23 protein-coding genes and 1 pseudogene are annotated in these 25,924 nt (G+C 41.0%); 14 read left to right on the top strand and 10 right to left on the bottom strand.

Going from position 1 to position 25,924, the window contains the following annotated elements:
- Window positions 1–11: 11 nt before the first annotated feature.
- Both IR173_RS06130 and IR173_RS06125 read right to left on the bottom strand, forming a co-directional pair.
- Window positions 12–1,046, bottom strand: coding sequence for a helix-turn-helix transcriptional regulator (locus IR173_RS06130; RefSeq protein WP_195646666.1), 1,035 nt, complete (start codon window positions 1,044–1,046; stop codon window positions 12–14).
- Between the two features lie 61 nt (window positions 1,047–1,107).
- Window positions 1,108–1,332 carry a helix-turn-helix transcriptional regulator gene (locus tag IR173_RS06125; RefSeq protein WP_195646667.1) on the bottom strand — a complete coding sequence of 75 codons (225 nt, stop codon included), beginning with the start codon at window positions 1,330–1,332 and terminating at the stop codon, window positions 1,108–1,110.
- A gap of 106 nt (window positions 1,333–1,438) precedes the next feature.
- Here IR173_RS06125 and IR173_RS06120 point away from each other — a divergent pair, with 106 nt between their 5' ends.
- Window positions 1,439–2,392, top strand: a complete 954-nt coding sequence (locus tag IR173_RS06120) for a hypothetical protein (protein WP_237038789.1) — start codon at window positions 1,439–1,441, stop codon at window positions 2,390–2,392.
- A 375-nt stretch (window positions 2,393–2,767) separates the two neighbouring features.
- Here the strand turns inward: IR173_RS06120 and IR173_RS06115 are convergent.
- The 5 genes and pseudogenes from IR173_RS06115 to IR173_RS06095 all read right to left on the bottom strand — a co-directional run.
- Window positions 2,768–2,961 (bottom strand): annotated as a pseudogene (locus tag IR173_RS06115) (nucleotidyl transferase AbiEii/AbiGii toxin family protein); the annotation flags it as partial.
- On the bottom strand, window positions 2,958–3,188 hold the full coding sequence (locus tag IR173_RS06110; RefSeq protein ID WP_237038788.1) for a hypothetical protein: 231 nt from the start codon (window positions 3,186–3,188) through the stop codon (window positions 2,958–2,960). The gene IR173_RS06110 and the pseudogene IR173_RS06115, both read right to left, overlap by 4 nt.
- A gap of 986 nt (window positions 3,189–4,174) precedes the next feature.
- Window positions 4,175–5,314 (bottom strand): fimbrillin family protein, encoded by a 1,140-nt coding sequence (locus IR173_RS06105; protein WP_237038787.1) that lies wholly within the window; start codon window positions 5,312–5,314, stop codon window positions 4,175–4,177.
- A 7-nt stretch (window positions 5,315–5,321) separates the two neighbouring features.
- A complete protein-coding gene (locus tag IR173_RS06100; protein WP_237038786.1) occupies window positions 5,322–6,575 on the bottom strand; it encodes a hypothetical protein in 1,254 nt (417 codons plus the stop codon).
- Window positions 6,576–6,579: 4 nt separating this feature from the next.
- Window positions 6,580–7,428: a hypothetical protein gene (locus IR173_RS06095; protein ID WP_237038785.1), complete on the bottom strand. Its 849-nt coding sequence runs from the start codon at window positions 7,426–7,428 to the stop codon at window positions 6,580–6,582.
- A 353-nt stretch (window positions 7,429–7,781) separates the two neighbouring features.
- Here IR173_RS06095 and IR173_RS06090 point away from each other — a divergent pair, with 353 nt between their 5' ends.
- The 11 genes from IR173_RS06090 (at window position 7,782) to IR173_RS06040 (ending at window position 20,460) form a co-directional block, all read left to right on the top strand.
- On the top strand, window positions 7,782–8,306 hold the full coding sequence (locus IR173_RS06090; RefSeq protein ID WP_237038784.1) for a hypothetical protein: 525 nt from the start codon (window positions 7,782–7,784) through the stop codon (window positions 8,304–8,306).
- A 1,332-nt stretch (window positions 8,307–9,638) separates the two neighbouring features.
- Window positions 9,639–9,989, top strand: coding sequence for a hypothetical protein (locus IR173_RS06085; protein WP_237038783.1), 351 nt, complete (start codon window positions 9,639–9,641; stop codon window positions 9,987–9,989).
- A 419-nt stretch (window positions 9,990–10,408) separates the two neighbouring features.
- Entirely contained in the window at window positions 10,409–13,558 is a 3,150-nt protein-coding gene (locus IR173_RS06080; protein WP_237038782.1) for a SusC/RagA family TonB-linked outer membrane protein, read from the top strand.
- Window positions 13,559–13,575: 17 nt separating this feature from the next.
- Window positions 13,576–15,495, top strand: coding sequence for a RagB/SusD family nutrient uptake outer membrane protein (locus IR173_RS06075; RefSeq protein WP_237038781.1), 1,920 nt, complete (start codon window positions 13,576–13,578; stop codon window positions 15,493–15,495).
- 16 nt (window positions 15,496–15,511) lie between these two features.
- Window positions 15,512–16,375, top strand: a complete 864-nt coding sequence (locus IR173_RS06070) for a discoidin domain-containing protein (protein WP_237038780.1) — start codon at window positions 15,512–15,514, stop codon at window positions 16,373–16,375.
- A 141-nt stretch (window positions 16,376–16,516) separates the two neighbouring features.
- Complete coding sequence (locus IR173_RS06065) at window positions 16,517–17,677, top strand: acyltransferase (RefSeq protein ID WP_237038779.1); 1,161 nt, start codon at window positions 16,517–16,519, stop codon at window positions 17,675–17,677.
- Between the two features lie 100 nt (window positions 17,678–17,777).
- Window positions 17,778–18,035, top strand: coding sequence for a DUF6582 domain-containing protein (locus tag IR173_RS06060; RefSeq protein WP_237038778.1), 258 nt, complete (start codon window positions 17,778–17,780; stop codon window positions 18,033–18,035).
- A gap of 143 nt (window positions 18,036–18,178) precedes the next feature.
- Window positions 18,179–18,394: a hypothetical protein gene (locus IR173_RS06055; protein ID WP_237038777.1), complete on the top strand. Its 216-nt coding sequence runs from the start codon at window positions 18,179–18,181 to the stop codon at window positions 18,392–18,394.
- A gap of 2 nt (window positions 18,395–18,396) precedes the next feature.
- Complete coding sequence (trxA, locus tag IR173_RS06050; RefSeq protein ID WP_237038776.1) at window positions 18,397–18,873, top strand: thioredoxin; 477 nt, start codon at window positions 18,397–18,399, stop codon at window positions 18,871–18,873.
- Window positions 18,874–18,909: 36 nt separating this feature from the next.
- Complete coding sequence (locus IR173_RS06045; RefSeq protein ID WP_237038775.1) at window positions 18,910–19,257, top strand: MarR family transcriptional regulator; 348 nt, start codon at window positions 18,910–18,912, stop codon at window positions 19,255–19,257.
- 15 nt (window positions 19,258–19,272) lie between these two features.
- Window positions 19,273–20,460: a class I SAM-dependent methyltransferase gene (locus tag IR173_RS06040; protein ID WP_237038774.1), complete on the top strand. Its 1,188-nt coding sequence runs from the start codon at window positions 19,273–19,275 to the stop codon at window positions 20,458–20,460.
- Between the two features lie 139 nt (window positions 20,461–20,599).
- On the opposite strand, the gene IR173_RS06035 is transcribed toward IR173_RS06040, so the two are convergent.
- The 3 genes from IR173_RS06035 to IR173_RS06025 are packed head-to-tail and all read right to left on the bottom strand — an operon-like array spanning window position 20,600 to window position 23,848.
- Window positions 20,600–21,028: a SufE family protein gene (locus tag IR173_RS06035; protein WP_237038773.1), complete on the bottom strand. Its 429-nt coding sequence runs from the start codon at window positions 21,026–21,028 to the stop codon at window positions 20,600–20,602.
- Between the two features lie 11 nt (window positions 21,029–21,039).
- Window positions 21,040–22,044, bottom strand: a complete 1,005-nt coding sequence (locus tag IR173_RS06030; RefSeq protein ID WP_237038772.1) for a M20 family metallopeptidase — start codon at window positions 22,042–22,044, stop codon at window positions 21,040–21,042.
- A 46-nt stretch (window positions 22,045–22,090) separates the two neighbouring features.
- Complete coding sequence (locus IR173_RS06025) at window positions 22,091–23,848, bottom strand: membrane dipeptidase (RefSeq protein WP_237038771.1); 1,758 nt, start codon at window positions 23,846–23,848, stop codon at window positions 22,091–22,093.
- A gap of 82 nt (window positions 23,849–23,930) precedes the next feature.
- Here IR173_RS06025 and IR173_RS06020 point away from each other — a divergent pair, with 82 nt between their 5' ends.
- Window positions 23,931–24,839, top strand: a complete 909-nt coding sequence (locus IR173_RS06020) for a phosphate acyltransferase (RefSeq protein WP_237038770.1) — start codon at window positions 23,931–23,933, stop codon at window positions 24,837–24,839.
- A gap of 14 nt (window positions 24,840–24,853) precedes the next feature.
- On the top strand, window positions 24,854–25,918 hold the full coding sequence (gene buk, locus IR173_RS06015; RefSeq protein ID WP_237038769.1) for a butyrate kinase: 1,065 nt from the start codon (window positions 24,854–24,856) through the stop codon (window positions 25,916–25,918).
- Window positions 25,919–25,924 lie beyond the last annotated feature (6 nt).

Here is a 25,924-nt window from a genome sequence, read left to right as displayed (position 1 = left end):
CATAACGAACCCTATGTTCGTACACCAGAATAACTATCAAGCATTGATTTAATATGATTAAAAATATCGTCTTGGATGGATGAAGGCAACAACACGATAAGTTCTTTACCAAAGGAACAAAGTTCACGTATTAACTCATAGTTCGGAATGCAATCTATAGAGAAGAATGCACCCTCATTAAGAGATGGATATTGCTTACGGAATTCGTCATCTTTTTCACTTTTATATTGGCATTGTGACCCGTGAATCGGCTTGGTTCCAACATAGTCCTTAGAACGATTACTCACCCAGAAAAGGATATGTTCAACATCCCGGTCTTCATATAGGGTTACTCCAATAATATCTTCGAAACGGTCAGCCAGGTCTTCGTTACATGGTTTGTATTTCACTTCAGGAAGAGCAGTCACAGCATCAATTCTGTCGAGGGCGAAATTGAGGATTTTGCCATCATCATCAGCCGCGCCAATCAAGTACCACCTATTATTATATTGTTTAAGCAAATAAGGATGGAAAATGATTTCTCTAGTTTCTTTATCTGTAAAAGTGTGATACCCCAATTTAATGACAACTTGGTTTGAAATATTGTCGAACAATACACCTAACAAGTTGGAATTTTGCAGGTAAGGGTTATTACTAAAGCTAATGATCCGAGGACGTTTTTTCAGACCAAGTCCGATTTTGAAACGGTCAAGCCATTCAAAATGAGCCAAACCATCAAATTGTCCTATTGTGTTAAGCACCTCCAATATCAGGTTGCTTTCTTCCTCACTCAGTTCCTTTCTGAAGATAGTAAAAGAAGGGTTCTTATACCTTATACACCGATGACCATTAACCCTATAGCGTTCTATTTCAGCATAAAATGGATCATACTCCAAATAGTTTATATCCTTTTCAATGCAACGCTGAGATACTTCAGGGAATCCTGCATCAATAAGTTTCTCATTGCATTTTTTTGTGAGGTCGTGAATATCATAGAAATGATGTCTATCTGACAGCATTTCATCAAGATACTTGTATCTTGTCAAAGCATTCTTATTTGTCGGCATATCTTAATATTTTTGCAAAGGTAAATGCAGTTCACGAACACAATGTACGCGCTGTTTGGTGTCATGTTTGCGATAGTAAATAGGCTTTATACTCACGAACTATCAGTTCCTTAATGTCTACTTCCAATAAGTCTGCTATCTTTAGCAAACTAGTTATATCTGGCTGTGATGTATTTGTGCACCATTTTGACACAGTAGATGGGTTAACTCCCATTTGTTCTGAGAGCCATTTACTAGTACGTTTTTTCTCAACTAAAACGAGTTTTATTCGATTTACATCTTCCATTATTACACCTTTTGACTACAAAAATAATGATTAATTTTCATTTTTGTTATTATATGACAATAAAGTTGCTAACTTTACGCGTGATTATTTGAATCAGACAGATTATATGAATATTATATTTACAGCCAAAACGGTTATTGATGGAAACTTTGTACTGAAAGAGCCGGTACAGATATTATATTGTTTATATAAAATAAAAATGTACATCGAAAATGGAACGTACATGTTATCTGTTTCCAAAAAGATTAGCATTGAGCACTCTGATTTAGTCGAATTGTCTAGAAATGGAGAAAAAGCATCATTTACTATGAATATTGACAAATACCTTGACAGTAGGATGCTTGATATATTTCGTAATATAGAAGTTTATGGTGGATTTCAGCATGGCGTAATGAAAGTCTATTATAATGAATACTTAGATTTATTATGGATAGACAAGGCTAAAAATGAGGTATTGTTTTCTATGAGGAAATCATTAAGCAAACAGAGAAAGGCATTAATTACTAGTGACAATTTCTCAAGACTAATGCTTGACAAAACATTTATACCAGAAGCTAAAGTGCCATATAATTTCTTTAGAGAAGCTAATAGTTATTTAGACAAACTTGATTATATCTCTGCCTATATTCATTTTTATATGATTTTAGAATATTGCTTTGCAGAGGGTAAATTTTCAGCAGAGCAAAAAAAGAATTTCAGAAAATCAGACATGCTTAAATATGCCGTATTATCAACAATAAATATGATTAAGGAACAAAACTATAATTTGTATTTAAAGATACAACAGATATGTACAGATAAGCACAAAGAACTAAACTTTGATTCTCTTATTGATATAATATATTGCTATCGCGGAGAGTTGTCACATGCAACGAAAAGAGCTGTTTATGAAGAAAATCAAGAGTTGGTAAAACCAATAACTCTCTTTATTTCATTTGTTTGTTTTTCTGTCTGTGGTAACATGAAAGTTTATTGCAAAAAATTTGTTCCGGAAGAAACGAGAAAACACAGAGTAAACGAACATATAAAAAGATTAGAACTACAACTTGGTCTTAAATAGACTCAGAGTGTATAGGTTTGGTATAAACATGCACTGGTTGAGGTTGTTTTAAACTGTGGCTCATTTTGTCGCAAAACACAAATAATTTGCGACAGCATTATACCTTATGCAAAACAAAAGAAGGTACTTGGTATTACTCCAAATAGGCTTAATATCGGTATCCTTTTCATGCAATTCTGCGTAAACAATGCGTAAACAAACGGTTTCAGTTAGGGAGATTTAGTGAGTTTCATAGAGAGTAGCAACCTATATAATTATTTGATATTCAATAAAGGCTAAAATTGTTGGCTGTCACAAAATATCATTTTATCGTTCTCATAATCTGGAGATCCCTGGTTCAAGCCCAGGCTGGTCCACAAAAAATTGCCTCATAAACAAGTGTTTATGAGGTTTTTTTATTAGGACTTCTTCTCTTTGGATTTTTGAAATAAAGTCCAAGTCCTCACTTTGTCGAGTTCCCATTTGCAATGACAAAGCTGTGCCACCTACCAAAAGATAGGGTTTGATACAGTCCAATTTAGAGACAGCTTCAAAAAAACTTGCAGCGTGTGTGGAGCTAAACCTTTCATGCAAACATTTTATTAAGGTGGCGGGTAGCCATAGACTTTATATAAGCATCTGGCTTCTTTGCCTTGAAATAATACCATGCGAAGAAACGATTCAACGTGTAGAGATATTCCGCTTGGGGAACAAGATAATTCAGCCACACCTGCTTGATTTTCTTGAAAGGATAAATTAGAAACAGTTGGTTTATTTCTTCCAAGTCAAGATGTAACAAGGTTTTCTCAATCAGCATATCATCTGGAATATCCTTGATTGAGTTTTCATTGTACGACTAAAAGCAGTGTTCTTGTTTCAGTTTCGCCAATAGTTCTTGTTTTACCACATCTCTTGACATAACTCCCTGTTTTAGAATAACACAAAATTAGTGATTATTCTTGTTCAAAGCAAATCACAATGGAGAATGTTTCATTGTGAATAAGATTTTTAGTATATTGGGATAAATATACTTAATAGTACCGCCTTTTATCAATAGATTGATTATCAATACAAAAAGCTGATTTTACATGAGTATGCAAAATCAGCTTTTTTTAGCACCTTTCATCTTAACTATATTAATTAAATATGTTAATCAGATTCTTACTAATTGTCTTTATACAAATAATACCCTCTTTACTTATGCCTTTATGAATATTATCACAAAGTTAGATTTCCGGCAAAATTCTCTAAAATCAATCTCTTTTCGGTTGGCCAAAGATAGGGAATTTTTTTGTGGAATTATTTGTGCGAATAAAAATGATATAAACACCTGCAACCGCATAGGTAAGGATAATTTCTGATTGATATTTATCCTGATTTCCGTCACCATATTCAATGACTCCAGACTATACCCATATCAGGTATGGCTACCGTCAGATTTTTGTTTGAAACGCTTTCCTGGTATTTCAGTCCCCCAGCTCGGACTTGAGTTTCCCCATGTCCACATAGTTTGTCTCCCAATCCACACAACGAACAGTTATGGATCAACGACATTTAGTTGGCATCGAATATATATTTTCTCCTTCTTAAATTTCATTACAGAAAGGTCAAACACACACCTGTGCCCGTCAATCGTGTAGTAGAAATACACATCACCTTCTTGAAAAAACGCCATGATTTTGTCACTTTATCAAAAGGTTGAATACAAAAAGAGGGATGATTTTGTATTGCTAAAACCTCCCCTCTTCTTATTATACAATTAATTCTTATAAGACAACTTTCATCATATTAAAGCTTACCTGTCTAATTCATGCCTCTGAAATTGATGAAGTTCCTGTTGGCTATGGATAAACTTGCGACTGGATATTCAGACCATGTAGTGATGGTGATGTTATAGGTCCCCGCAGTAGCATAGGTATGAGCCAATCCGGATTGATATGTCTCCTTATTACCGTCTCCCCAGTCCACGGTGCCATCAATATTGCCAAGGTCGGGGATGGTTACCGTCAAATTCCCGGCCGATACCTTTTCCTGATATTTCAAACCTCCCGGGTAGATTTTTATTTCCCCCGTCTCAATGTGGCTTGTTTCCCAGTCGACGCAACGGACCGAAATAACATCCACCTGGTTCATGGTAATATCGAATATATACTTCTTTCCCTTCTCAAACCGCATATTTGCCGGCAAATCAAATTCGTAATCGCGGTTGTCTATTGTATAATGCACTTGAACTGCGTTCTCATAAGCAAGGAATGGGAAAGGCGCAACACTTGGCACGCTGCCATCGTCCCAGCCGTCAGTATTGACTTTCATCTCGAATTGCTTCTCACAATTAAACCAAGTATCCCACCGGTCTTCATTGTTGTATTCCAAATCTCCCGTAGCCGGATCCAAGTAGCCATAGCCATGGTATCCTTCCCATTCATCATAGCTCCATGCGGCCTTTCTGACTCTCAATGCCGTAAAATTACCGCTCCCTTGATAATTGCCTTTCTTTACATTGACACCAATACATGTCATCGCATGTTTCATGGTCAGGACAACATTGGGCTTGGTCTGTGTGGCGATGTTACCGCCTCCTGCGTACAAATAGTCATGCCCGCGATTGTCTATTCTGTATTTCCCGTTTTCCATTTCTCCGTAAGAAGGATAGCAGGCATAGACGTATGCAGGATCTTCAGTCAATTGAATTTGGTCTTTTAGCTGCCACTCGTTTTCCCCGTAAGAAGCGGTCGTTTCGGTATCTCCACCATAAGGTGCGTCAGTAAGGCTTCCTTTGGTTATCCATAGTTTCATGACTTCATTCCCTACAAAATCGGATACGCTCCTCGATTCCACTTTGGTCTTGATTTTCAGATAGCTTATTTCCGATTGCGCGTCTTCCTTTTCGCTACAACCGTAAAGGCACAATACGAGTGCCAATAATATTGTTGTTTGTTTCATGGCTTATTTAGAAATATAGTTTTACATTGCGGTTTATTTTTCCCCTGAAGCATACAAAGTAACCGCCTTTACTTTTTGAAATGCTTATCCGGATAGTTTTACCGCCCCGGATTCCGGTTATGTCCGTAGGATCTATATCCGGGCACGAACTACTGGTAAAAACATAAGTATCCGAGTCTACCCCTTCAATCTCCAGGTAGCCATCGCGATATTCAAAGACTGATTGGTCTCCATTGGCGTGGTAGATTATTTTAATGTCATGGGACAAGTCTGTGTCAGACAGTTCTCCTTTTCCCAAGAAAACTTTCCTACGATTGATGCCAAGGCAAGTAGTGCTCATGTGCGAGTTTTCTTCAAAATAGCTACTTGTATCAGGCGGTATCAGTTCCCAACTGGTACTCCCTTCACTTTGGAAATAAAGATAGCAGGACGGCGTCCAGGTATCGCCCACATTTATGTATTCCTTAAACATACAGGGAATCTCAAACTGTGCCTTGGTACCGGGTTCCATTTCAAGGGGAATTGGTTCAGATATGTCAATACGCATGTCCTTGTCTTCCGGGATTACGCTGCTGTTTTCATACCTCAAGAAGCATTTGTAATTTCTTTCGAATACCACTTTTATTTTCCCCTTTAATTTATAACCGGACGGATTATTGAATTTGGCAGTCATCGTAAACAACTCACCCGGTATAACTTCAGGTATTGAACCTGCGTCATTGCCCACATCGCCAGGCAATTCCCAATCAGCTGCAAAATATTTACAGAAGGGCGCTCTAGGCCGGTCATAAACTGTGAAACGTTGGTAAGTGACATTTATTCCATGGTCCTCCGACATAATTACTTTCCAGGTGTCCTCTTCCGGGAACTTGATCAAAGTCCTCAAATCATAATCACCACCGGGAACTTTTACCATAAAAGGCAACACGAATGAATTGAATTTATTTCGGGCTACTTTCATATTCTTAATTGAAGACAATTGCTTGAGTATTCGGTTCTGATAAAGGCCTATACGAATCTGTACATTGGTCCCGTTGATTTCCGGGGTATTTATTTGTCCCTCATAAACAAATCCATGTCCCGAAACCATGACATCTCCTGATAGCATAAAAGTGGCTTTCCCTCCCCAGTTCTCCCAATATGGGTCATTCACATAATTGATGATTTTCACCTTTGCCAAACCTTCCGGATCCACTATGTCACCGGCATGGATGACTTGTATGCCCAAAACGGCACACAGCAGTATCATTAGCTTTTTCATCCCATTATTCTCCCTGATAGATACCCGTCAATTTCTCGGTCACGAACCATAGATCTTCACCGTTAGGGTTGGCGGCTAATAGAATGCTGAATGAAGCCAATTCTTTTTCCTCCTTTCCGGATCCTTCAATCAGTGTAAAAATATTATTCACTTCATGCAAGGATACAGCTTGCGGTTGATTGTATTCCAGCATATATTTCCCAGTTTCCTTTCCATCTTTAATTATCTGATAGGTAATGTCATTAAACTGGCAGGCTTCATACTTTACACCATTCAGTGAATAAGGTACCTTTCCCTTCGGGTTGCCGTTCACTATCATCTCGCGTTGGCATGTGAAAGCTACCCTACCGGCCCCGCCATTGTAATCCAATGATGCCTGTTCGTAATCAAAAGTAATCTCGTATGCCCCGTATTCCATGGTGGCAGCATCCTGGTTAAGTTCCAAAGTCTGAATTTCGGTAACGGAATCATCTTCTATAGCCAGTATAACCTTGCCCTTTTGCATTTGCTCAGTTTTATTTTCCCTAGCGGTAATTTTCAACTGCAAACCCGCCTCAGTTTCTAATGATTCAACAATAAACTGCTCTCCTTCCACGCTTGCCGTAACCTTTGCGGGCTCCTTTTCTCCGGATGGTTTACCGTCCCAATAGATTTCTTTGCTGGCAGAAACAGCGATGGTTTTGATTTCTCCCAATGCGGTAAATGATACAGGCGAAACAGCATCGACCGTAATCCGGTAATTAGAGTAAGATTTCACAGGATCATCTTCCGAACAAGAAGTGAATAACAGACAAGAGCAGATTGCTCCAAGAAAGAGGGTTCTCGACAGTGAACCGGGTAATGTTAGTTCCATAGTGTTAAGTTTTGGCGGCTTTGTTCCCCAAAAGCCGGTTTGTATATAAGGAGCGCGGGAACTGCGATTTTTTACTGTTGGACTTTAGAAAATTAATTCATGAAATAACCGAAATGATAAAACTGGTTTCATGTTTTAATTCTCCAAATTTCGACAGATATAATATCGTGTCACTCCCATTAATTTAATAATCCAATTCAAACAGATTATATTTATTGCAAATATAGATATATTAAATTATAAACAAGAACTAAAATCCTAATAAATTCGATTTTTCCTTTCATTATTGTCTGATATTACTTACCTTTGCGTAATATTAATTAACAATTTAAAAGTATCAAAAGAACTTAGCTATGGAACTATTTGATAATATTTTAAGTGCAACAGAGTTGGGACAACCTATAAAATATTTTATTCCTACAACAATTATAAGTGCAGTTTTATTTTATTGGGTTCAAAACAATATATGTCTATACTTAGATAACTTACCTTACACAATGCTTATTGCGGAATGTTATGCTATGGCATTTGCCAAAGTAGGTTGGATGTATCTTTGCATTCTTAGCCATTTTTCAAAAGTAAAAAGAAGAAAATTTAATTTGGAAAACGAAAAGGGAGTCGACACGATGAATAGAACTATTTTTAAAAGAATAATCACTATTATGTCATTTGAAAGTATTCCACTGGGATTTTTTGCATTTGTATTTATCAGAATTCTTGGCTTTATTGGTAATTCAAAAAGAATTTTTTTACTCTTTTTCATATTATATTTCTTTACCTTTATTTTTAATAATTGTCTCGATAAATATATGGAACAATGTGCTCGTAAAAGGAGGTATAAATCAATTATCAATAAAAGAGCTTATAATTTTGTCTAAAGCAATAAGACACATAGGTACAAGCACTACAAGGATTAGATGGAAAAGTAAATATCCTATAAACAAAATCTTTCCCGCATGAATAAACCCATGATATAAATCATTGTAGTATAGAAGAAATGATAAGATTGTGGTGGATATAAACCACCAATAAAGACTTACCTTTATGTAGGAAAACAAATCTTTAATGCAATATTTAATGTCTTTATTCATAGCTAAGTTCTTTTGATACTTTGCGATGCGTTTTAGAACCTGTGAAGTGTATCTTATAAGATAGGAATATTCCTTTTTGAACTGATTATTAGAATTTAGTATTTTTCTTGATAATATATTTTCTACCTGATTTATCCTGTCAATAAACTCTGTGTATAAAACAGGGCTACTTTATCAGAAAAGAAATGGAATTGAGTGCTACTTTTTTTCTACCAAGCACGTACAAATAGTAATTTATATTAATTTTCGTTTCTCGGTGGCTTGGTATTTGTTTTCATATCTGCTCTATCATTGAAGCGATAAGGCAAACTTTTATATCGTTAGTTACGAAATTAGCAACTATAATTTGTATGCTATTTTCTTTCCGATAGCGAGAATTGCGGATTTGGTACTATTAAGTATATTTATCCCAGTATATTTGCATATATACGTGCAGGCTTATGCGTACGTACGTGTGGGCTTATGCCACCGTATGTGTAGACCGATGCGTGCCTACGTGTGACCGATGGCGCAAAAAGACCTTGATGTTTTTAAGAAAGCTCGGTATCTTTTTAATAAACCTCGGTATCTTTTTCACGTAGGGGCAGATAGCATCATTTCCTCGCTAAGCTGGTCATCCCCTCATTAAGTTGGTCATTCCTTCTTCTCCCTTCATCCTTACATTTGAGTTAATGCATACTGACAATCAGTCGGTTAAGAATGACAGCACATCCCCTCATCCTCCCTTCAGCTGCGCTTTCCGAGTCCCTTCACAATTTGCCTTCAGCAATTCCCTTGTGTACTTTCTACACATCTTTTTAGACTACCGTTTTCTGTAGGGGCAGACCCGTGTGTCTGCCCGAGAACAGTCTGCTTTAAGCCATTGGGCGGACACATGGGTCCGCCCCTACCGTAAATGAAAGCGTTATAGAAAAAATTAAAGCTGAAAGAAGTTTTACGAATGAAAGGAGGCTGAAAGGGCAGTGATGGGATGTCCCTTCACTACCGGAACCTTCATCAACAGGGCGTTTCAGTGGTCAATGAAAGGAGGAGGGAAGAAATGTTTTTGTTATATATTGCCACTCTGTTTCCATTAAATCAGCCCGATACATTTTTTAGTTTGGTCACTTCAAAAAAGAAATGATTCGGCTGATATGGAAACTTTATAATAAAAAGATTTCAATCATTTTTAAACAGGCTCTGAATATATTTATATTTCTTTTTGTAGTAGACTCGTTTGCTGCGGTAAATGATAGCATTCGTATAATGGGATGGCCTAAAGATGCTTTTACCATGGAACCGGCGATAAACGGCACTCAGGTTGATATGCTTAGAGATGACAGCTATTATTCCCTCATGTTATGTATCAGTGTTTCTACTCTTTTTCTATTTTATACATTAAGGGTTAGCTTGAAACTACGCTGGGTAGGGGAGTTTATGCAGTCATATAAAGTTCCTGTAGAACTAAGAATATCTTATGGCTTTATATAATGGGTGCAAATATATAATTTTTTTAAGATATAAAAGGAGTGGGAGGAATTTTTTTATAAAAAAAGAACTAATTATATAAAAAGTAGAATGCCAAACAGGTTGTTTTTATGCAAATGAAACGTTCTTTTCTTCTTTTATCGCTCATTGTCATACTATATATAGGTAGAATAGAGGTAGAATGAATCAATATGTATTATTTCAATATATCATAAATCAGTCAATTTATAATATCGTATATCTACGTTTCTTAGTTCTACAGGAACTAAGAATATAGGTTATAACATCAAGTTTAAGTTAAAAAATTAACTTAAGGTAGAGTTAAAATATGAGCATAAACTGATTCGACAAATGATGTGTTAGCCGTTTTTATGGGAAATAAATGACATTGCTTATTTATTAACATAAAATTAGAGAGTATTATGAAAAAAACGTTTCTATTGACAGTTTTGCTATGCTCCTTTTTTTCGGGAATTGATGCATCCGGCATTCCTGTTACAGATGAATCAACTATCGTTCTGCAAAATCGTAAGGTGGAGGGAGTTGTAGTAGATGAAACAGGCGAGCCTATTATCGGTGTTAATGTCCGAATTAAGGGAAATTCTACTTTAGGGGCAATTACCGATTATGACGGTAAGTTTGTCATAAATGCGTCTGAGAAAGACATTTTAATTTTGTCTTATATCGGTTATAAAACTCAAGAAGTAAAAGTGGGAAACCAAAAGAGCTTGAGGATTAAAATGAAGGAGGATAGCGAGACCTTGGGAGAGGTTGTGGTTACGGCTTTCGGAACCGGACAGAAGAAAGAGTCTATTGTGGGTTCTATCCAGACAGTACGTCCCAATGACTTGAAAGTGCCGTCGGCTAATCTTTCTAACTCTTTCGCCGGACGTCTTTCGGGGGTTATCGCCTATCAGCGCAGCGGACAGCCAGGCAGCAATGGCTCTGATTTCTACATTCGTGGTATTTCTACTTTGAGTGGTATGACTTCTCCGCTTATTATTTTGGATGGAGTGGAAGTAAGTTCGTCGGACTTGGATGCGTTGGATCCTGAAATTATAGAAGGGTTCTCTATTTTGAAAGATGCTACTGCCACTGCCATGTATGGTACACGTGGAGCTAACGGTGTAATGATTGTTACAACCAAAAGCGGTGCCGACCTTGAGAAACCCATCATCGGTGTGCGTGTGGAAACAAATATTACGCAACCTACAAAAGTGCCTAGCTTTGTAGACGGATACCGCTACATGGAACTGTATAATGAAGCTGTGACCAATGAAGGGACAGGTAATATTCTCTACACTAACGAGCAAATAGAGAATACCCGCAATGGGGTGAATCCTTATATTTGGCCTAATGTGGATTGGTATGGTGCTTTGTTCAAGGATTTGGCATTCAACCAAAAAGCCAACTTCAATATCCGTGGAGGTACGAAGAAGATTACTTACTTCATGAATGTGGGAGCCAATCATGAAACCGGTATGCTTAAAAATGAAGCATCCAAGTATTTCTCCTACAAGAATAATATTGATTTGATGAAGTACACTTTCCAGAACAATATTGATTTCCACATGTCTAAGACTTCAACCATTTCTTTGCACCTGAATGTGCAGTTGAATGACTTGACACAACCTAACACTTCTGTAGGCGATTTGTATGGGGCTGTAATGAACTCTAATCCGGTCGACTTCCCTATCGCTTATCCGGCAGACGGTGTGAACAACTGGATTTATTGGGGAGCGTATGCCGGCGGTAACGACCAGGGTGCAGTCAACCCGATGGCCAGCTTGACCAACGGCTATACTGATATTTTTGAAAGTACGGTAATGGCTAATATTGACTTTGAACAAAAGTTGGATTTTCTGTTGAAGGGGCTTCGCTTTAAGGCTTTGTTCTCTTATAAGAACTATAATAAAACCACTACCAGCCGTTCGCAAGGCATTAACCGTTATACATTGACCGGCTATACTCAGAATGCTGACGGTACTTATAATCTGAACATATCTCCGTTTGGTTCTTCCAACCCAAGCAAGCCGGTATTGAGTACAACTTCGAGCGTTTCGGGTGACCGCCGTATTTATTTCCAGTCTTATGTGGATTATATGAATAAATTTGGTGACCACAATGTGAGCGGTATGCTTCTTTGGAATATTGACCAATACGATAATAATGCTCCTAGCGGTTTGGTGGCCTCACTTCCCCGACGTAAGATGGGCTTTGCAGGTCGTCTTTCTTATGATTATGCCAATCGTTATATGTTGGAAGTAAATGCCGGTTATAATGGTTCCGAAAACTTTGCCAAAGGACATAAATGGGGCTTCTTCCCCTCTGTGGCTGTAGGTTGGAATGTAAGTCAGGAAAGTTTCTTCGAACCTCTGAAAGATGTTGTTTCCAGCTTGAAACTGCGTGCTTCTTACGGTTTGGTAGGTAATGACCAATTGCTCGATTCTTCTGGTGGCCTTATCCGTTTCATATATATGTCCGATATCACGCTTCAAAGTGATAATGCAGGATTTACTACAGGTGACAAGCAGCAGGTTTCTTTAAAGGGTCCTGTATATACCCGTTATCAGAACAACGACTTGACATGGGAAGTGGGTGAGAAGTTGAACGTGGGTCTTGATATGCAGTTGTTCAATTCCGTTAATGTTACTGTGGATGCTTTCCGCGAAATCCGTCGTGATATATTCCAGCAGCGCTATTCTATTCCTAACTACCTTGGTACAGCCAGCACAGCCGTTTATGGTAACTTGGCTAAAGTGAAGAACTATGGTTTCGACCTCTCGCTTGATTATGGAAAGCAAATCAATAAAGACCTTGCTATTCAGTTTAAAGGAACATTTACTTTTGCACGCAATGAGATTTTGGAATATGACGAGGCTCCCGGTGTGCGTCCCTCTCTGTCTAATATCGGCAAGAAGCTGAATACCATCTACGGTTATGTAACCGACGGCCTTTATATTGACCAGGCTGATATCGCTAATAGTGCAACTTCTACATTGGGTAATATCGCTATCGCTCCGGGTGATATTAAATATGTAGACCAGCCCGACAGAGACGGTAACTATGATGGAAAAATCACGAGCGACGACCGTGTAGCCATGGGTTATCCTACTGTGCCTGAAATTGTGTATGGTTTTGGTCCGTCCATTTCTTATAAAAACTGGGATTTCTCTTTCTTCTTCCAAGGCGTAGCCAATACTTCGTTGATGATGTCTGGTTTTGCCCCGTTCGGTACTCAGTATAACCGTAATGTATTGTCATGGATTTCTGATGACTATTGGTCACCAACTAATCAGAATCCTAATGCCGCTTATCCGCGTTTGACTAAGAATGATAACAATCACAATACTCAATCATCAGATTATTGGTTGCGCAATGGTGCTTTCCTGAAACTGAAAAATGCAGAAATAGGTTATACTTGGAAGAAAGTTCGTTTCTATGTAAGTGGAGCTAACTTGCTCACTTTCTCTCCTTTCGATCTTTGGGACCCTGAAATGGGTGGCGGTAAAGGTTTGAGCTACCCGACTCAGCGTACCTTTAATCTTGGTTTACAGTTGTCATTTAAATAATCCAAAAACGAACAGATATGAAAAAGTTTAATCAAATATTTATTGTAGCGGTTTGTCTGCTTTTGGGCATATTGTCTTCTTGCAATTACTTGGATGTTGTTCCTGACGAAAAGGCGACGGAAAAAGATGCATTTGAAGACAAAGATGCTGCAAAACGTTTTGTTTATTCGTGCTATGCATATATTCCTAATCCGAGAAGCGGTACGGGCTCATTGGACCTCTTTACTTCTGATGAAGTGGTAACGGCTTTTGAGCATGAAACATTTGCTGCCTTTCCTAAAGGTAACTATTCAGCCTCTAATCCGGTTATCTCGTACTGGAACTCTTTGTTCCAAGGTATCAAGCAATGCTATATCTTGCTGAACAATATTGATATGGTTCCTGCATTGGAGCCTTCTATTAAGGCGGACTATATTGCCCAGGCTAAGTTCTTGATAGCTTATTATCATTTCTTGCTGGTACGTAACTATGGACCGGTTATTCTGGTGAAGGAAGAACCGTCACTTACTACTCCTGCAGACCAATATGCAGCACGTTCGCCTTATGATGAATGTGTGGATTATGTTTGCCAGATGTTTGATGAGGCTGCTGCCGAACTGCCTGCAACCCGTATCAATGAGAACTACGGATTGGCTACAAGTGTGGCTGCCAAGGCACTAAAGGCACGAATGCTGCTTTATGCCGCTTCCCCCTTGTTTAACGGAAACAGCGAATTCTATTCCAACTTTGTCAATAAAGACGGAGCGGCATTGATGCCTCAAGCATATAGTGCAGAGAAATGGCAGAAGGCTAAGGTGGCTTATGAAGAAGCGATTCGTGCGGCAGAAGGAGCTGGACACAGTCTTTATACCAGTACAGATTATATGTTGGACGGATATGACAATGCAGAACCTGTCGACCCTGTGCAACACAGATTGCGCTATACTATTATTGAACCTGCCAATAAAGAAGTAATCTGGGCTGATTGCCGTTCGGAAGGTGCCTATAGTGTCCAAAACAAGTCTCTTCCATTCTGTAACGGATCTGCTTACAATGGTGTGTCTCCGACTCTTGCCATGTTGAAGCGTTTCTATACCAAGAACGGACTTCCTATTGACCAGGACCCCGAGTTCCCGAAAGGCAACGGTATGTATGAAGTGACTGCTTTGGGTGAAGAAAATGCGGCTATCGGTGAGCCGGATGCAAAGACCATCCGCTTTAACTTGAATCGTGAACCTCGTTTTTATTCATGGGTTGCTTTCCAAGGAGGATTCTTTGAAATCATGAGTGCGTCAGATGGTAATGGGGCTTATCAGAATGATGAGAGCTATAATAAATACAGTGATGACTCTCAAGGAAAATTAGTATGCGACTTTGTGATAGGCGGCAATACTTCTCGTCAGCCGGCAGGAAGCAGTCTGCGTACTAATAACTATTCACCTACCGGCTATCTGAACAAAAAGGGAGTGGTTCCCGGTTACAACGTGCGTACCTCTTTATATTATCCGCCGTTCTATCCATGGCCTGTCATTCGTTTGGCAGAACTGTATTTGGGATATGCCGAGGCTTGTGTGGAGTGTAATGATTTAAATACTGCAAAGACTTACTTGGACAAAGTGCGTACCCGCGCCGGTATCCCCACGGTAGAAACATCATGGAATGGCATTGCTACATTAGACCAGGCCAAGCTGCGTGAGATTGTCCGTCAGGAACGCACCATTGAGTTCTATCTGGAAAACCAGACTTTTTGGGACTTGCGCCGTTGGAAGCAGGCCGAAGAATATTTTGGTGTAAAGGCTAAGGGGATGAATATTGCAGGCAAGACCATAGACGAGTTTGCACAAGAAACTGAAGTGACCTTTGAGCGTAAGTTTGAAAGTCCGACCCAATACTTGATGCCTATTCCTTTAACAGATATCAACCGTAACATGAATCTGGTTCAAAATCCTGGTTATTAATCAAAATAGAATAAAGATGAAGAATACATTCAAATATTATGCCGGATTGCTCCTGGTTGGAGTTGCCTTGGTGAACATCAGCTGCAGCAGTGATGAAGATGGGATTACACCGGCCGAAATTACGAACTTGACAGCAGAAAGTACTTCCGGACGCATTGTGCTTCGCTGGGATACTCCTGAAGATGCAAGTATCCGTTATATTGAAGTGAGCTATTATGACCACTTGCTGAAAAAAGATGCTGTACGCACTGCCAGCATTTATGCAGACAGTATTGAAATACCGGATACTCGCGAGAAATATGGTGAGTATCAGTTCTCGGTACAAACGGTTAGCCCTACAGGTGATAAAAGTGCGGTTCAAACTATTTCCAAGGTTTCGGAACCGGCATTGCCTACTTTTGTGAGCACACCGATAGCTTTGACTGCCGCTGACCTGAGCACGAATGCACAGGAACCGAGTGAAGGACCTATTGCTAATTTGCTGGATGGCAATACCGGTACTTTCTTCCATACAGCATGGAGTGTCAGTATACCGGCTCCCCACTGGCTGCAGGTTAATTTGAAAGAAGAAATAACAGGCTCCTATAAGTTTTATTATGCACCTCGTAATAACGGTAATAACAAGCCGACGGACTTTGACTTGATGGGTAGCACGGATGGTACCAACTGGTTTCTTATCCGTAAATTTACCAAAGAGGCAGACGGACTTCCGGTTACTTCTACGGGTACATTTACTTCCGAGATTTATGAAGCGCCACAGCCGTTCAGTCAAATCCGACTGGTCGTTAATGCTACTAACACGGGCAGCATTTTCTGGACAATGTCCGAATTTAAATTTTATTCGGTTTCTGTGATGGATCCCGAAGCTGCTGAAGAATAAGAGGCTCTCTTCACACATTAAGATAGTGATTTAGATTATCGAGGGGGGTGTTCGTGAGAACATCCTCTTCTTTTTTGTTGTAAAGTCATGGAACATCTTTAAAAAAGATATACCTTTACGGCTTCAATAAAATTTTCATCTATGAATAACACTAGTACATTATCTACTGCTAAGAATCGTGTAGTTTGGTTGGATGTTGTCCGTTTCGTGGCAATGTTTACAGTGGTTTGCTGTCATTGTGCAGACCCATTTAATTTTTATTCGGGCGAACCTTCTGCCGAGCTTGAACAAATAAAGTTTTGGGGAGCGGCTTACGGAGCCTTTCTCCGTCCTTGTGTTCCTTTGTTCGTCATGATAACAGGGGCTTTACTGTTGCCGGTGCGGGGGGAAGCGTCAGTTTTTTATAAGAAAAGGATTAGTCGTGTATTTTGGCCGTTTCTCATTTGGTCTGTACTTTATAATCTGTTTCCCTGGATTACCGGTTTGTTGGGATTCAAACCGGAAGTGATTCTCAATTTCTTTCCTTATTCGGGCGAAGAGGCTACTCGTCAGGCTTTGAGCGTCTCATTGAAGAATATTGCAGAGATTCCGTTGAACTTTTCTCTTTTAGATGTACACATGTGGTATATCTATTTGTTGATAGGGCTGTATCTTTACTTACCCATTTTTTCTGCATGGGTGGAGAAAGCATCAGAGAAAGCTCAATTATGGTTTTTGGCCGCTTGGGGGATTACCACTTTGTTACCTTATTATTATGAATATGTTTCGCCTTATCTATGGGGTAGCTGTTCATGGAACTCATTCGGCATGCTTTATTATTTTGCCGGTTTCAACGGATATTTATTGTTGGGGCACTATTTGCGCAATAAAGACTGGTCGTTGGGCAGAATCCTGGCTTTCGGAATTCCCATGTTCTTGGTCGGATTTGCGGTGACTTTCTTCGGTTTCCGCCATGTGACTTCTTTGCCTGAATATAGCGATGAACTGCTTGAACTGTTCTTTACTTACAACTCTTTGAATGTAGTTATGATGACGATACCTTTCTTTTTATTGGCTAAGAAAGTAAATGTGCGCTCGGAATTTGTTCAGAAGTTGTTGGCTAATTTAACAATCTGCGGATTCGGGGTATATATGGTTCATTTTTTCTTCACCGGTCCCGGTGTCCTTTTGATGCGTACCATCGGGGTGCCTATTTGTATTCAGATTCCGGCAGCAGCTATGGTGGCATTTGGCGTATCGTGGCTACTGGTCAACTTGATTCGTAAATTGACAGGCAGGAGTTCTAAATATATAGTAGGTTGAGTCTCTGTCGGATGAAATATTGAGTAAGATTAACTTCTTTCTATCCATCTTTCGGGCTTTGTCATCTGTTATCTGTTTAAACCATTCATTTATTATCAATATGGAAAGAAGAGAAATGGCAGGGTCCGATAGATTGGATACCGAAGAACGCAAAGAATTAAGTGATTCTGACTTTGGCTTGCCCGAAGAAAGAGCTTACCCCATGCCCGATGCGGCTCATGTCAGAGCTGCCGAGGCTTATTTTCGTTATGCCCCTGAAGAGAAGAAGCCTGAGTTAGCCCGTAATATTCTGAAAAAGGCAGCTGCATTCGGAGTAGATGTGCAAAGCCCGACGGTGCTGGAATGGGCGAAACAATGACCGGAATAGTGAAGGAAAGTTATTATTTTAATATTTTCCCAAGGAAATTTGTTTTATAGGAAACCAAGAAATACTTTTGGAAAAGTTTCCATTGGAAATAATCTATGGTATAGGTACTTAGTTTAATATTAAAAGTAAAGATTATGATGAAAGAGTTTTTTAAGGGGTATGGGTGGACGATTGCCGGCATTGTATCGGGAGCCTTGGGCGGCTTCTTGTACTGGCATTTTGTGGGATGCTCCACAGGAAGTTGCCCTATAACGTCTTCTCCCATTAATAGCTCCATTTGGGGAGCCGCTATGGGAGGATTGGTATTAAGTTCATTTAAAGCGGATAAACAAGTAAAGAAGGAGAAATAATTATGAGAAGAATCACATTGTTTTTATTGGGAATTGTACTGATGTCGACAGCGGCATGCGGAAGAACAAATAGTAATGCTAATTCAGATCGGGTGACTGCTACAGAAGAATCTAAAGCTAAAGTCATTCACTTGACGAAAGCGGAATTTTTGGAAAAGGTATATAACTTTGAGAAAAATCCCGATGAATGGAAATATGAAGGTGACAAACCAGCGATTGTCGACTTTTATGCTACTTGGTGCGGTCCATGTAAAATGGTAGCTCCTATTTTGGACGAGCTTGCAAAAGAGTATGACGGACAGATTGTCATTTATAAGGTAGATACGGATAAAGAAGCTGAATTGGCGAGTGCTTTCGGTATTCGCAGCATCCCTTCCATCCTGTTTATACCGATGAGCGGAAAGCCGGAAATGGCACAGGGAGCTCTTCCCAAAGAAGCTTTTAAGAAGGCTATTGATGAGTTTCTATTGAAAAAATAAGTATTTTTGTGCAATAGCTGTTCAAAAGAATAAGATATGGATACATTATGTAAAATCAGAGACCTCTATCGGGCTATTGCATTGTTTGAAGCACGATTTGAAAAGACGCATCACCTTTGTCTGAATGAGGGAATGTTGCTGTGTTGTCTTTCGCGGTATGAGCGATTGTCCTCGGGAGAGATAGCAGAGCAACTGAACCTGACTCATTCGAATACTTCCAAAGTAATCAGGACAGTGGAAGACAAGGGCTATATAGAACGTAATTTGGGGAGTAATGACAGACGGCAGATGTATTTTTCATTGACGGCCGAAGGACGGAAGGTACTGGCCGAAATGGAATGTTGCAAGATTGAAATTCCCGGCTTGTTGAAATCCGTATTATAACAAACAAGATATAACATGAATTTATCGGTAGAAACCCTCCGTTTCATCGAGGAACATAGTCATGATGATGTCCGGGCTCTTGCCTTGCAGGGGAAGAAATATCCGGGTGTGGATATGGCATGGGCTGTGACACAGATATCCGGACGACAAATAGCGGAGCAGAAGGTGCCTTCGTGGTATGCATTGTCCGGATTGCTTTATCCCCGACATTTGTCAATGGAACAGTGCTCGTCCGAGTTGACGGCAAAGTATAAGGCCAATCTGGTGGAAGGGGAGTCTTTTGCTGATTTGACCGGTGGTTTTGGAATTGACTGTGCTTTTATTTCCCGCCGCTTTACACATGCCGATTATGTGGAGCGTCAGGATGAATTATGTGCGCTGGCTGCACATAACTTCCCTTTATTGGGTCTGGAACATATCCGTATTCATCATATGGATGGGGTGGACTACCTGCGTAATATGTCTCATGTAGACTGTCTATTTCTGGATCCTGCCCGTCGGGACGGGCATGGAGGTAAGACGGTTGCTATTTCGGATTGTGAGCCGGATATTAGCGCATTGGAGTCATTGCTGGTTGAGAAAGCCGATAAGGTAATGGTAAAACTGTCACCGATGCTGGACTTGTCTTTAGCTCTGAAAGAGTTGAAAACAGTTAGTGAGGTACATATTGTATCTGTGAACAATGAGTGTAAGGAACTGCTTCTTCTATTGCAAAAAAGCCCCATTTCATCGAATCTTCTTATTCATTGTGAACTGAGTACACAAGCAGGGGAGAGCCAGCATTATGTGTTTACTCAAGAACAGGAGAAGTTATCGTCGTGTCCTTTGGCCGGGCAAGTGGAAACATATTTATATGAACCGAATGCGTCTATCCTGAAAGCCGGAGCTTTCCGTTCTTTGACTCAGGCATATCCTGTAAAGAAGTTGCATGTGAATAGTCATTTATATACCTCTTCCTCTTTTGTGGCTGACTTTCCCGGAAGAAAGTTCAAGGTAGAGTCGGTGACAGGCTTTGGCAAGAAGGAACTGAAAGGCTTTTTGCAGAATCTTGAAAAGGCCAATCTTACTGTCCGCAATTTTCCTTCTTCGGTAGCCGAACTGCGGAAAAGGTTGAAGCTGAAAGAGGGTGGGGAAGATTATATCTTTGCCACTACCTTGTCGGATGGACAAAAGGTCTTGATAAGGGGTAGAAAAGTGAATTAAATACGTGCAGGCCGCGAGAGTTGATTTCAGGCACGAACAACACGGAATCTATAGGGTAAAAGAAATCCGCGTTTGTCCGTGAAGTCTGTACCTGAAATAAATGGAGTGAATCCGTTGGTAGTTTACCGTTCAAACGGTTTTAGCCTTCCATCTTTGTTTTGAATGCCAGGGCATACATACGCATCTGCTTTACCATAGCCAGCAAGCCATTGCTACGTGTGGGTGACAAATGTTCTTTCAGACCGATTTTCTCTATAAAGTAGAAATCGCTGTTTAATATTTCGTCGGGGGTGTGTCCTGATACGACTTTTATGAGCAATGCGATGATGCCTTTTACGATTAATGCATCGCTTTCTGCTTGAAAAATCACCTTGCCGTCTGTCAGGTCAGCCTGTAACCATACACGGCTTTGGCAACCGTCAATCAGGTTTTGTTCCGTTTTATATTGAGGGTCGAGTGGTTCTTGCTCGTTTCCCAAATCAATCAATAATTGGTATTTGTCCATCCAGTCGTCAAAATCACTGAATTCCTCTATAACCTCATCTTGAAGTTCATTTATTGTTTTCATTGTCTTGAATTTTATTTCTCGTTATAAACTACATCCATCACAGTTTGACCGACAGCCTTCAGCGTATTGCGGTCTATATTATCCATTGTATCGTTTATTGTGTGCCAGGTAGAGCCGAAAGAAGAACGCTCGTTATTGGCATCATAATTGATGATGTCTACACATGGGATGCGTGCCAATTTGTTTACATACAAGTGATCGTCGGTTACAGGAATGCCGTCTGCTTTCACGAAATACTTGCCATAGCCCAGTTCATGTGCCTTTTTCCAAATTTTTTTCATTTCGGAACGTGCCGTTTCCGAGGAATAGCCTTCATAATAGAAGGTTGCATCTTTGCCGCCTACCATATCGAGCAAAATGCCGTAACGGGCGTTGTAATTCTGTACGTGGGGGGTACGTGCCCAGAATTGTGAGCCCAGACACCATGTGTCCTGTTTGGGCTGTCCTGTATAAAACTCCGGCGTTCCGTAGTCTTCCGCATCAAAGAATATGATATCGACACCCAGTGTCGGTTCTTTCTGTTGAATTTGACGGGCGATTTCCAGCAATACACCTACACCGCTTGCGCCGTCATTTACTCCGAGGATATGCGTGTGATGATTCTTTGGGTCGGGGTCATTGTCGGCATACGGCCGGCTGTCCCAATGTGCGCAAAGCATGATGCGTTTTTTGCTTTCGGGTTTATAGGCTCCGATGATATTCCGTGCTTTCAGTATGGTTCCGTCCCAGGCAATAAGGTCTGCGCGCTGATTGTAAACCTTGGCTCCAAACTTCTCCAGCTGTTGAGCCAAAAACTCTCCACATTCTTCGTGTGCCTTTGTATTCGGTACTCTCGGACCGAAGTCCGCTTGTGTCTGAACGTATGCATAAGCACTGTCTGCATTAAAATCGGGTGCTTTGATTACTTCTTTCTCCACGGCATCTATCCGGTCACTTTTCTTATTGCTGTTTCCGCAAGAAACGACGGTCAGTATGAGCATCAGGAACAGGATGGTTAAAATGTTCTTATTCTTCATATATTTCTCTTTTAAATCTTCCACTTTGTCCGGCTGCAAAGTTACATTATTTTCTTTGTACTTCTTCCATTACCCGCAGGAAGTTTCCTCCCCAGATGAGCCGGATACTTTCTTCGCTATATCTTTCTAACAATAATTGGCGGGTGAAGTTGATGAGCTCCGATGCAGAAGCACAACCGATGATGCCTCCGTCACCGTCAAAGTCGGTACCGATACCCACATATTCTATTCCCATAATGTTCACCATGTGGTTCAGATGATTGATGGCGTCTTTAATGGTTGCATGGCCTTCTTTCCGCAGAAAACCGTCGTATAGTGTCACTTGGGCTACCCCTCCTTTGGCAGCGAGAGCTTTCAGTTGGGCATCTGTCAAGTCACGCGGATGGTCGCACAATGCACGTGCAGAAGAATGGGAGGCGACAATCGGCTGTGTGCTGATTTCCAACGCATCATAAAAACTTTTTTCTCCGGCATGCGAGATATCTACCATCATGCCTACACGGTTCATCTCTTTAATTACGTCTTCTCCGAAAGCACTGACTCCCAGTCCTTCGGCATTATCGCGCGCCGAACCGCAGATGTCATTATTTCCATTGTGGCAGAGCGTCATATACACCACTCCGCGGTTTCGGAAACGCTCCACATTACTTATATCCTTGCCAACGGCATAACCATTCTCTATTCCCAGCATGATGGCTTTCTTTCCTGCCATTTTCAACCGCAATAAATCGTTCGGCGTATAAGCCAAATCAACAGCTGTACAGTTTTTGGCAACCATCTCTTCTATTTCGTTCAGAATACGGTCGGCTTTGGCGGTAGCTGCCAGCAAAGCCTCGTCGGTACGTTCCAACTGCTTCAGATAGGCTACCATGATTGTGGCATCCAGTCTTCCTTCCGTCATTTTGTGCAAGTCTACTAATATCTTCTTGTCACGGGAAGCAAAATCAATACCCCGGTCAAAGAACATCGGAGTGTCGCAATGCGAATCGAGTGTAATCATACGGCTGTGCAGACGTTTGGCTTCCTGAAAAGAAGCGGCTTCCTTTATCAGCCAGTTAAAGAGTGGCATCATGCATTCGTCACCTCGTAAGATGAAACACTCGGGATGCCATTGCACGCCCAACATTGATTTATATTCAGCAGACTCCATTGCTTCTATAACTCCGTCGGCAGCCCGGGCGCACACACGGAAACCCGGTGCGACCTCTTTTACGGCCTGATGATGGAAAGAGTTCACCGGCAAGGCATCCTTTTTAAATAAATGATGCAGTAATGAGTCTTTTTCTATCTGAACCGAATGTGATGCATAACTTCTTTCTAAATCCTGGTCGTGTTTTATGCGCGTTCCTTCCATTTGTGAGTGGATATCTTGATACAGGCTTCCTCCGAGGGCGGCATTCATTATCTGTATGCCACGGCAAATACCTAATATCGGGATTTGCCTGTCGGCCGCCAACTTTGTCAATAAGAGTTCCTGTCTGTCGCGGTGCGGGTTAATACTGTGGAGTTCCTTTACCGGCTCTTCGCCCATGAAGAGTGGATTGATGTCCGCGCCTCCTGTCAGCAGGATTCCGTCCAATGACTCAAGCGCATTAATCAAACTGTTAGTGTCATCGAATGAAGGAATGATAAAGGGGACTCCTCCTGCTTTCAGAATGGAAGTAAAATATCCTTCTGCCAAAGTGCACTCCCCATCCCGAAAGTTTCCGGTCAAGCCGATAACAGGTGCTTTCTTGTAGCAGGGGAATGTGCGGTGTATATCATCGTACTCTGCTGAAATGTCAAATGTTTGAAAAGTTTTCATAAGTTAAATTATTCATAGAAACTAAGCAAAGATAGGGATAAATCCAGATTTATTTTTCATATTTGCTAAAAATCTGATGATTATGGAACCTATACAGGACTTTGCCCGATTAATCAGCCGTTTACGTGCGCAGAAAGAGCGTAAACGAGTTGCAGTGGTTTGCCCTAACGACCCGCATACGGAGTATGTTATCATCCGCAGTTTGCACGAAGGGTTCGCCGATTTCCTGTTGGTGGCTGATACTCCCCATTTATTGAATGCCGAATATATCCGGTTGCAGTATCCGGAGCATGTAAAAGTCTATGAGGCGACAAGTCCCGACAAGGCAGCCCAGGAAGGCGTGGCATTGGTCAGAGAAGGACATGCCGATGTGCTGATGAAAGGAATAATCAATACCGACAATCTGTTGCGTGCGGTTCTTAATAAGGAGCATGGCTTGCTTCCCCAAGGAAATGTCTTGAGTCATATTACAGTGGCTCAGATACCTACTTACAATAAATTATTGTTCTTCTCGGATGCGGCAGTAATCCCCCGCCCTACATTGGCCCAGTTTGAGGCCATGCTGAAATACGATTTGGAAGTTTGCCGTCGTCTGGGAATTGCCGAACCGCGTGTGGCGCTGATTCATTGCACAGAAAAGATAAATGAAAAGTTTCCCCATACCCTTGACTATGCTACTTTAAAGGAACGTGCGGCATCCGGTGCTTACGGTTCCATGTTTTTGGATGGCCCGATGGATGTAAAGACAGCTTGTGATGCTCATAGCGGTGAGGTAAAAGGCATCAGTTCGCCGGTAGTGGGACATGCTGACCTGTTGATATTCCCCAATATCGAATCAGGCAATACATTCTATAAAACAGTCTCCCTGTTCGGTGATGCTAATATGGCCGGTATGCTGCGCGGAACCATTGCTCCGGTAGTTGTCCCTTCACGCGCCGACTCAGGTAACTCGAAATATTACAGTTTAGCATTGGCTTGCGTGGCCGGATAAAACCTTAAAGTTATATGAAGATATTTGTCATTAACCCGGGCTCTACTTCCACGAAGTTGGCTCTCTTTGAAGATGAGAAAGTGATATGGGCGGCAGGTGCCCACCATTCCTCAGAAGACTTGCAGCATTTTCATCATGTGAATGAGCAATATGAGTATCGCAGGGATTTTATATTCCGATTGTTGGCTGAGGCCGGCATCCCTATTGAGTTTGATGCAGTGATTGCCAGAGGCGGCTTGCTGAAACCGACTCCGGGCGGAGTGTATGCCATTAACGAACAGATGAAATACGATTTGCTTCATGCACGCATGGAGCATGCTTGTAATTTGGGGGCTTTAATTGCCGATGAAATGGCGAAGAAATGTGGTTGTCCCGCTTATATTGCCGACCCGGAAGTGGTGGATGAACTGCAGCCGGCGGCACGCTATACCGGTATCCCCGAGATAGAACACATCTCTATTTTCCATGCATTAAACAGTAAGGCAGTTTCCCGCAAATATGCCGCTTCCATCGGAAAGCATTATGAAGAATTGAATCTGATTGTAGTTCATTTGGGAGGCGGCATCTCGGTAGGTGCTCACTGTAAAGGCAGAGTGATTGATGTAAACAATGCCTTGAACGGTGAAGGTCCTTTCAGCCCGGAACGTGCAGGCACTATTCCTGCCGACCAGTTTGCCGAACTGTGTTTCAGCGGGAAATATACGTTGCGTCAGGTGAAGAAGATGCTGAACGGCAAGGGCGGCCTGATAGCCCATCTCGGAACAAATGATGTCGCTTCTATTGCCCATAAAGCCGAAACAGGCGAGGAGCCCTATAAAGGAGTGCTGGATGCCATGCTTTATACGGTTGCCAAGCAAGTAGGGGCGATGTACGTTTCTCTTCGCGGGAAAGTGGATGCCATTATTCTGACAGGCGGAATAGCCCATAGCGATTATTGTGTAGGTGTCCTTCGTGAACAGATAGATTATCTGGCACCTGTTGTATTGATTCCGGGAGAGGATGAAATGGGTTCGTTGGCATTCAATGCTTTAGGGGCATTGAAAGGAGAACTGCCTTTGCAGGTGTATCAGCCGCAATAATACATT

The sequence above is a fragment of the Phocaeicola faecalis genome (assembly GCF_021730445.1).
GTDB classification, from domain to species: Bacteria; Bacteroidota; Bacteroidia; order Bacteroidales; family Bacteroidaceae; genus Phocaeicola; species Phocaeicola faecalis.
The sequence above is the reverse complement of the archived record's forward strand: the minus strand, read 5'-3'. Positions and strand labels throughout refer to the sequence as shown.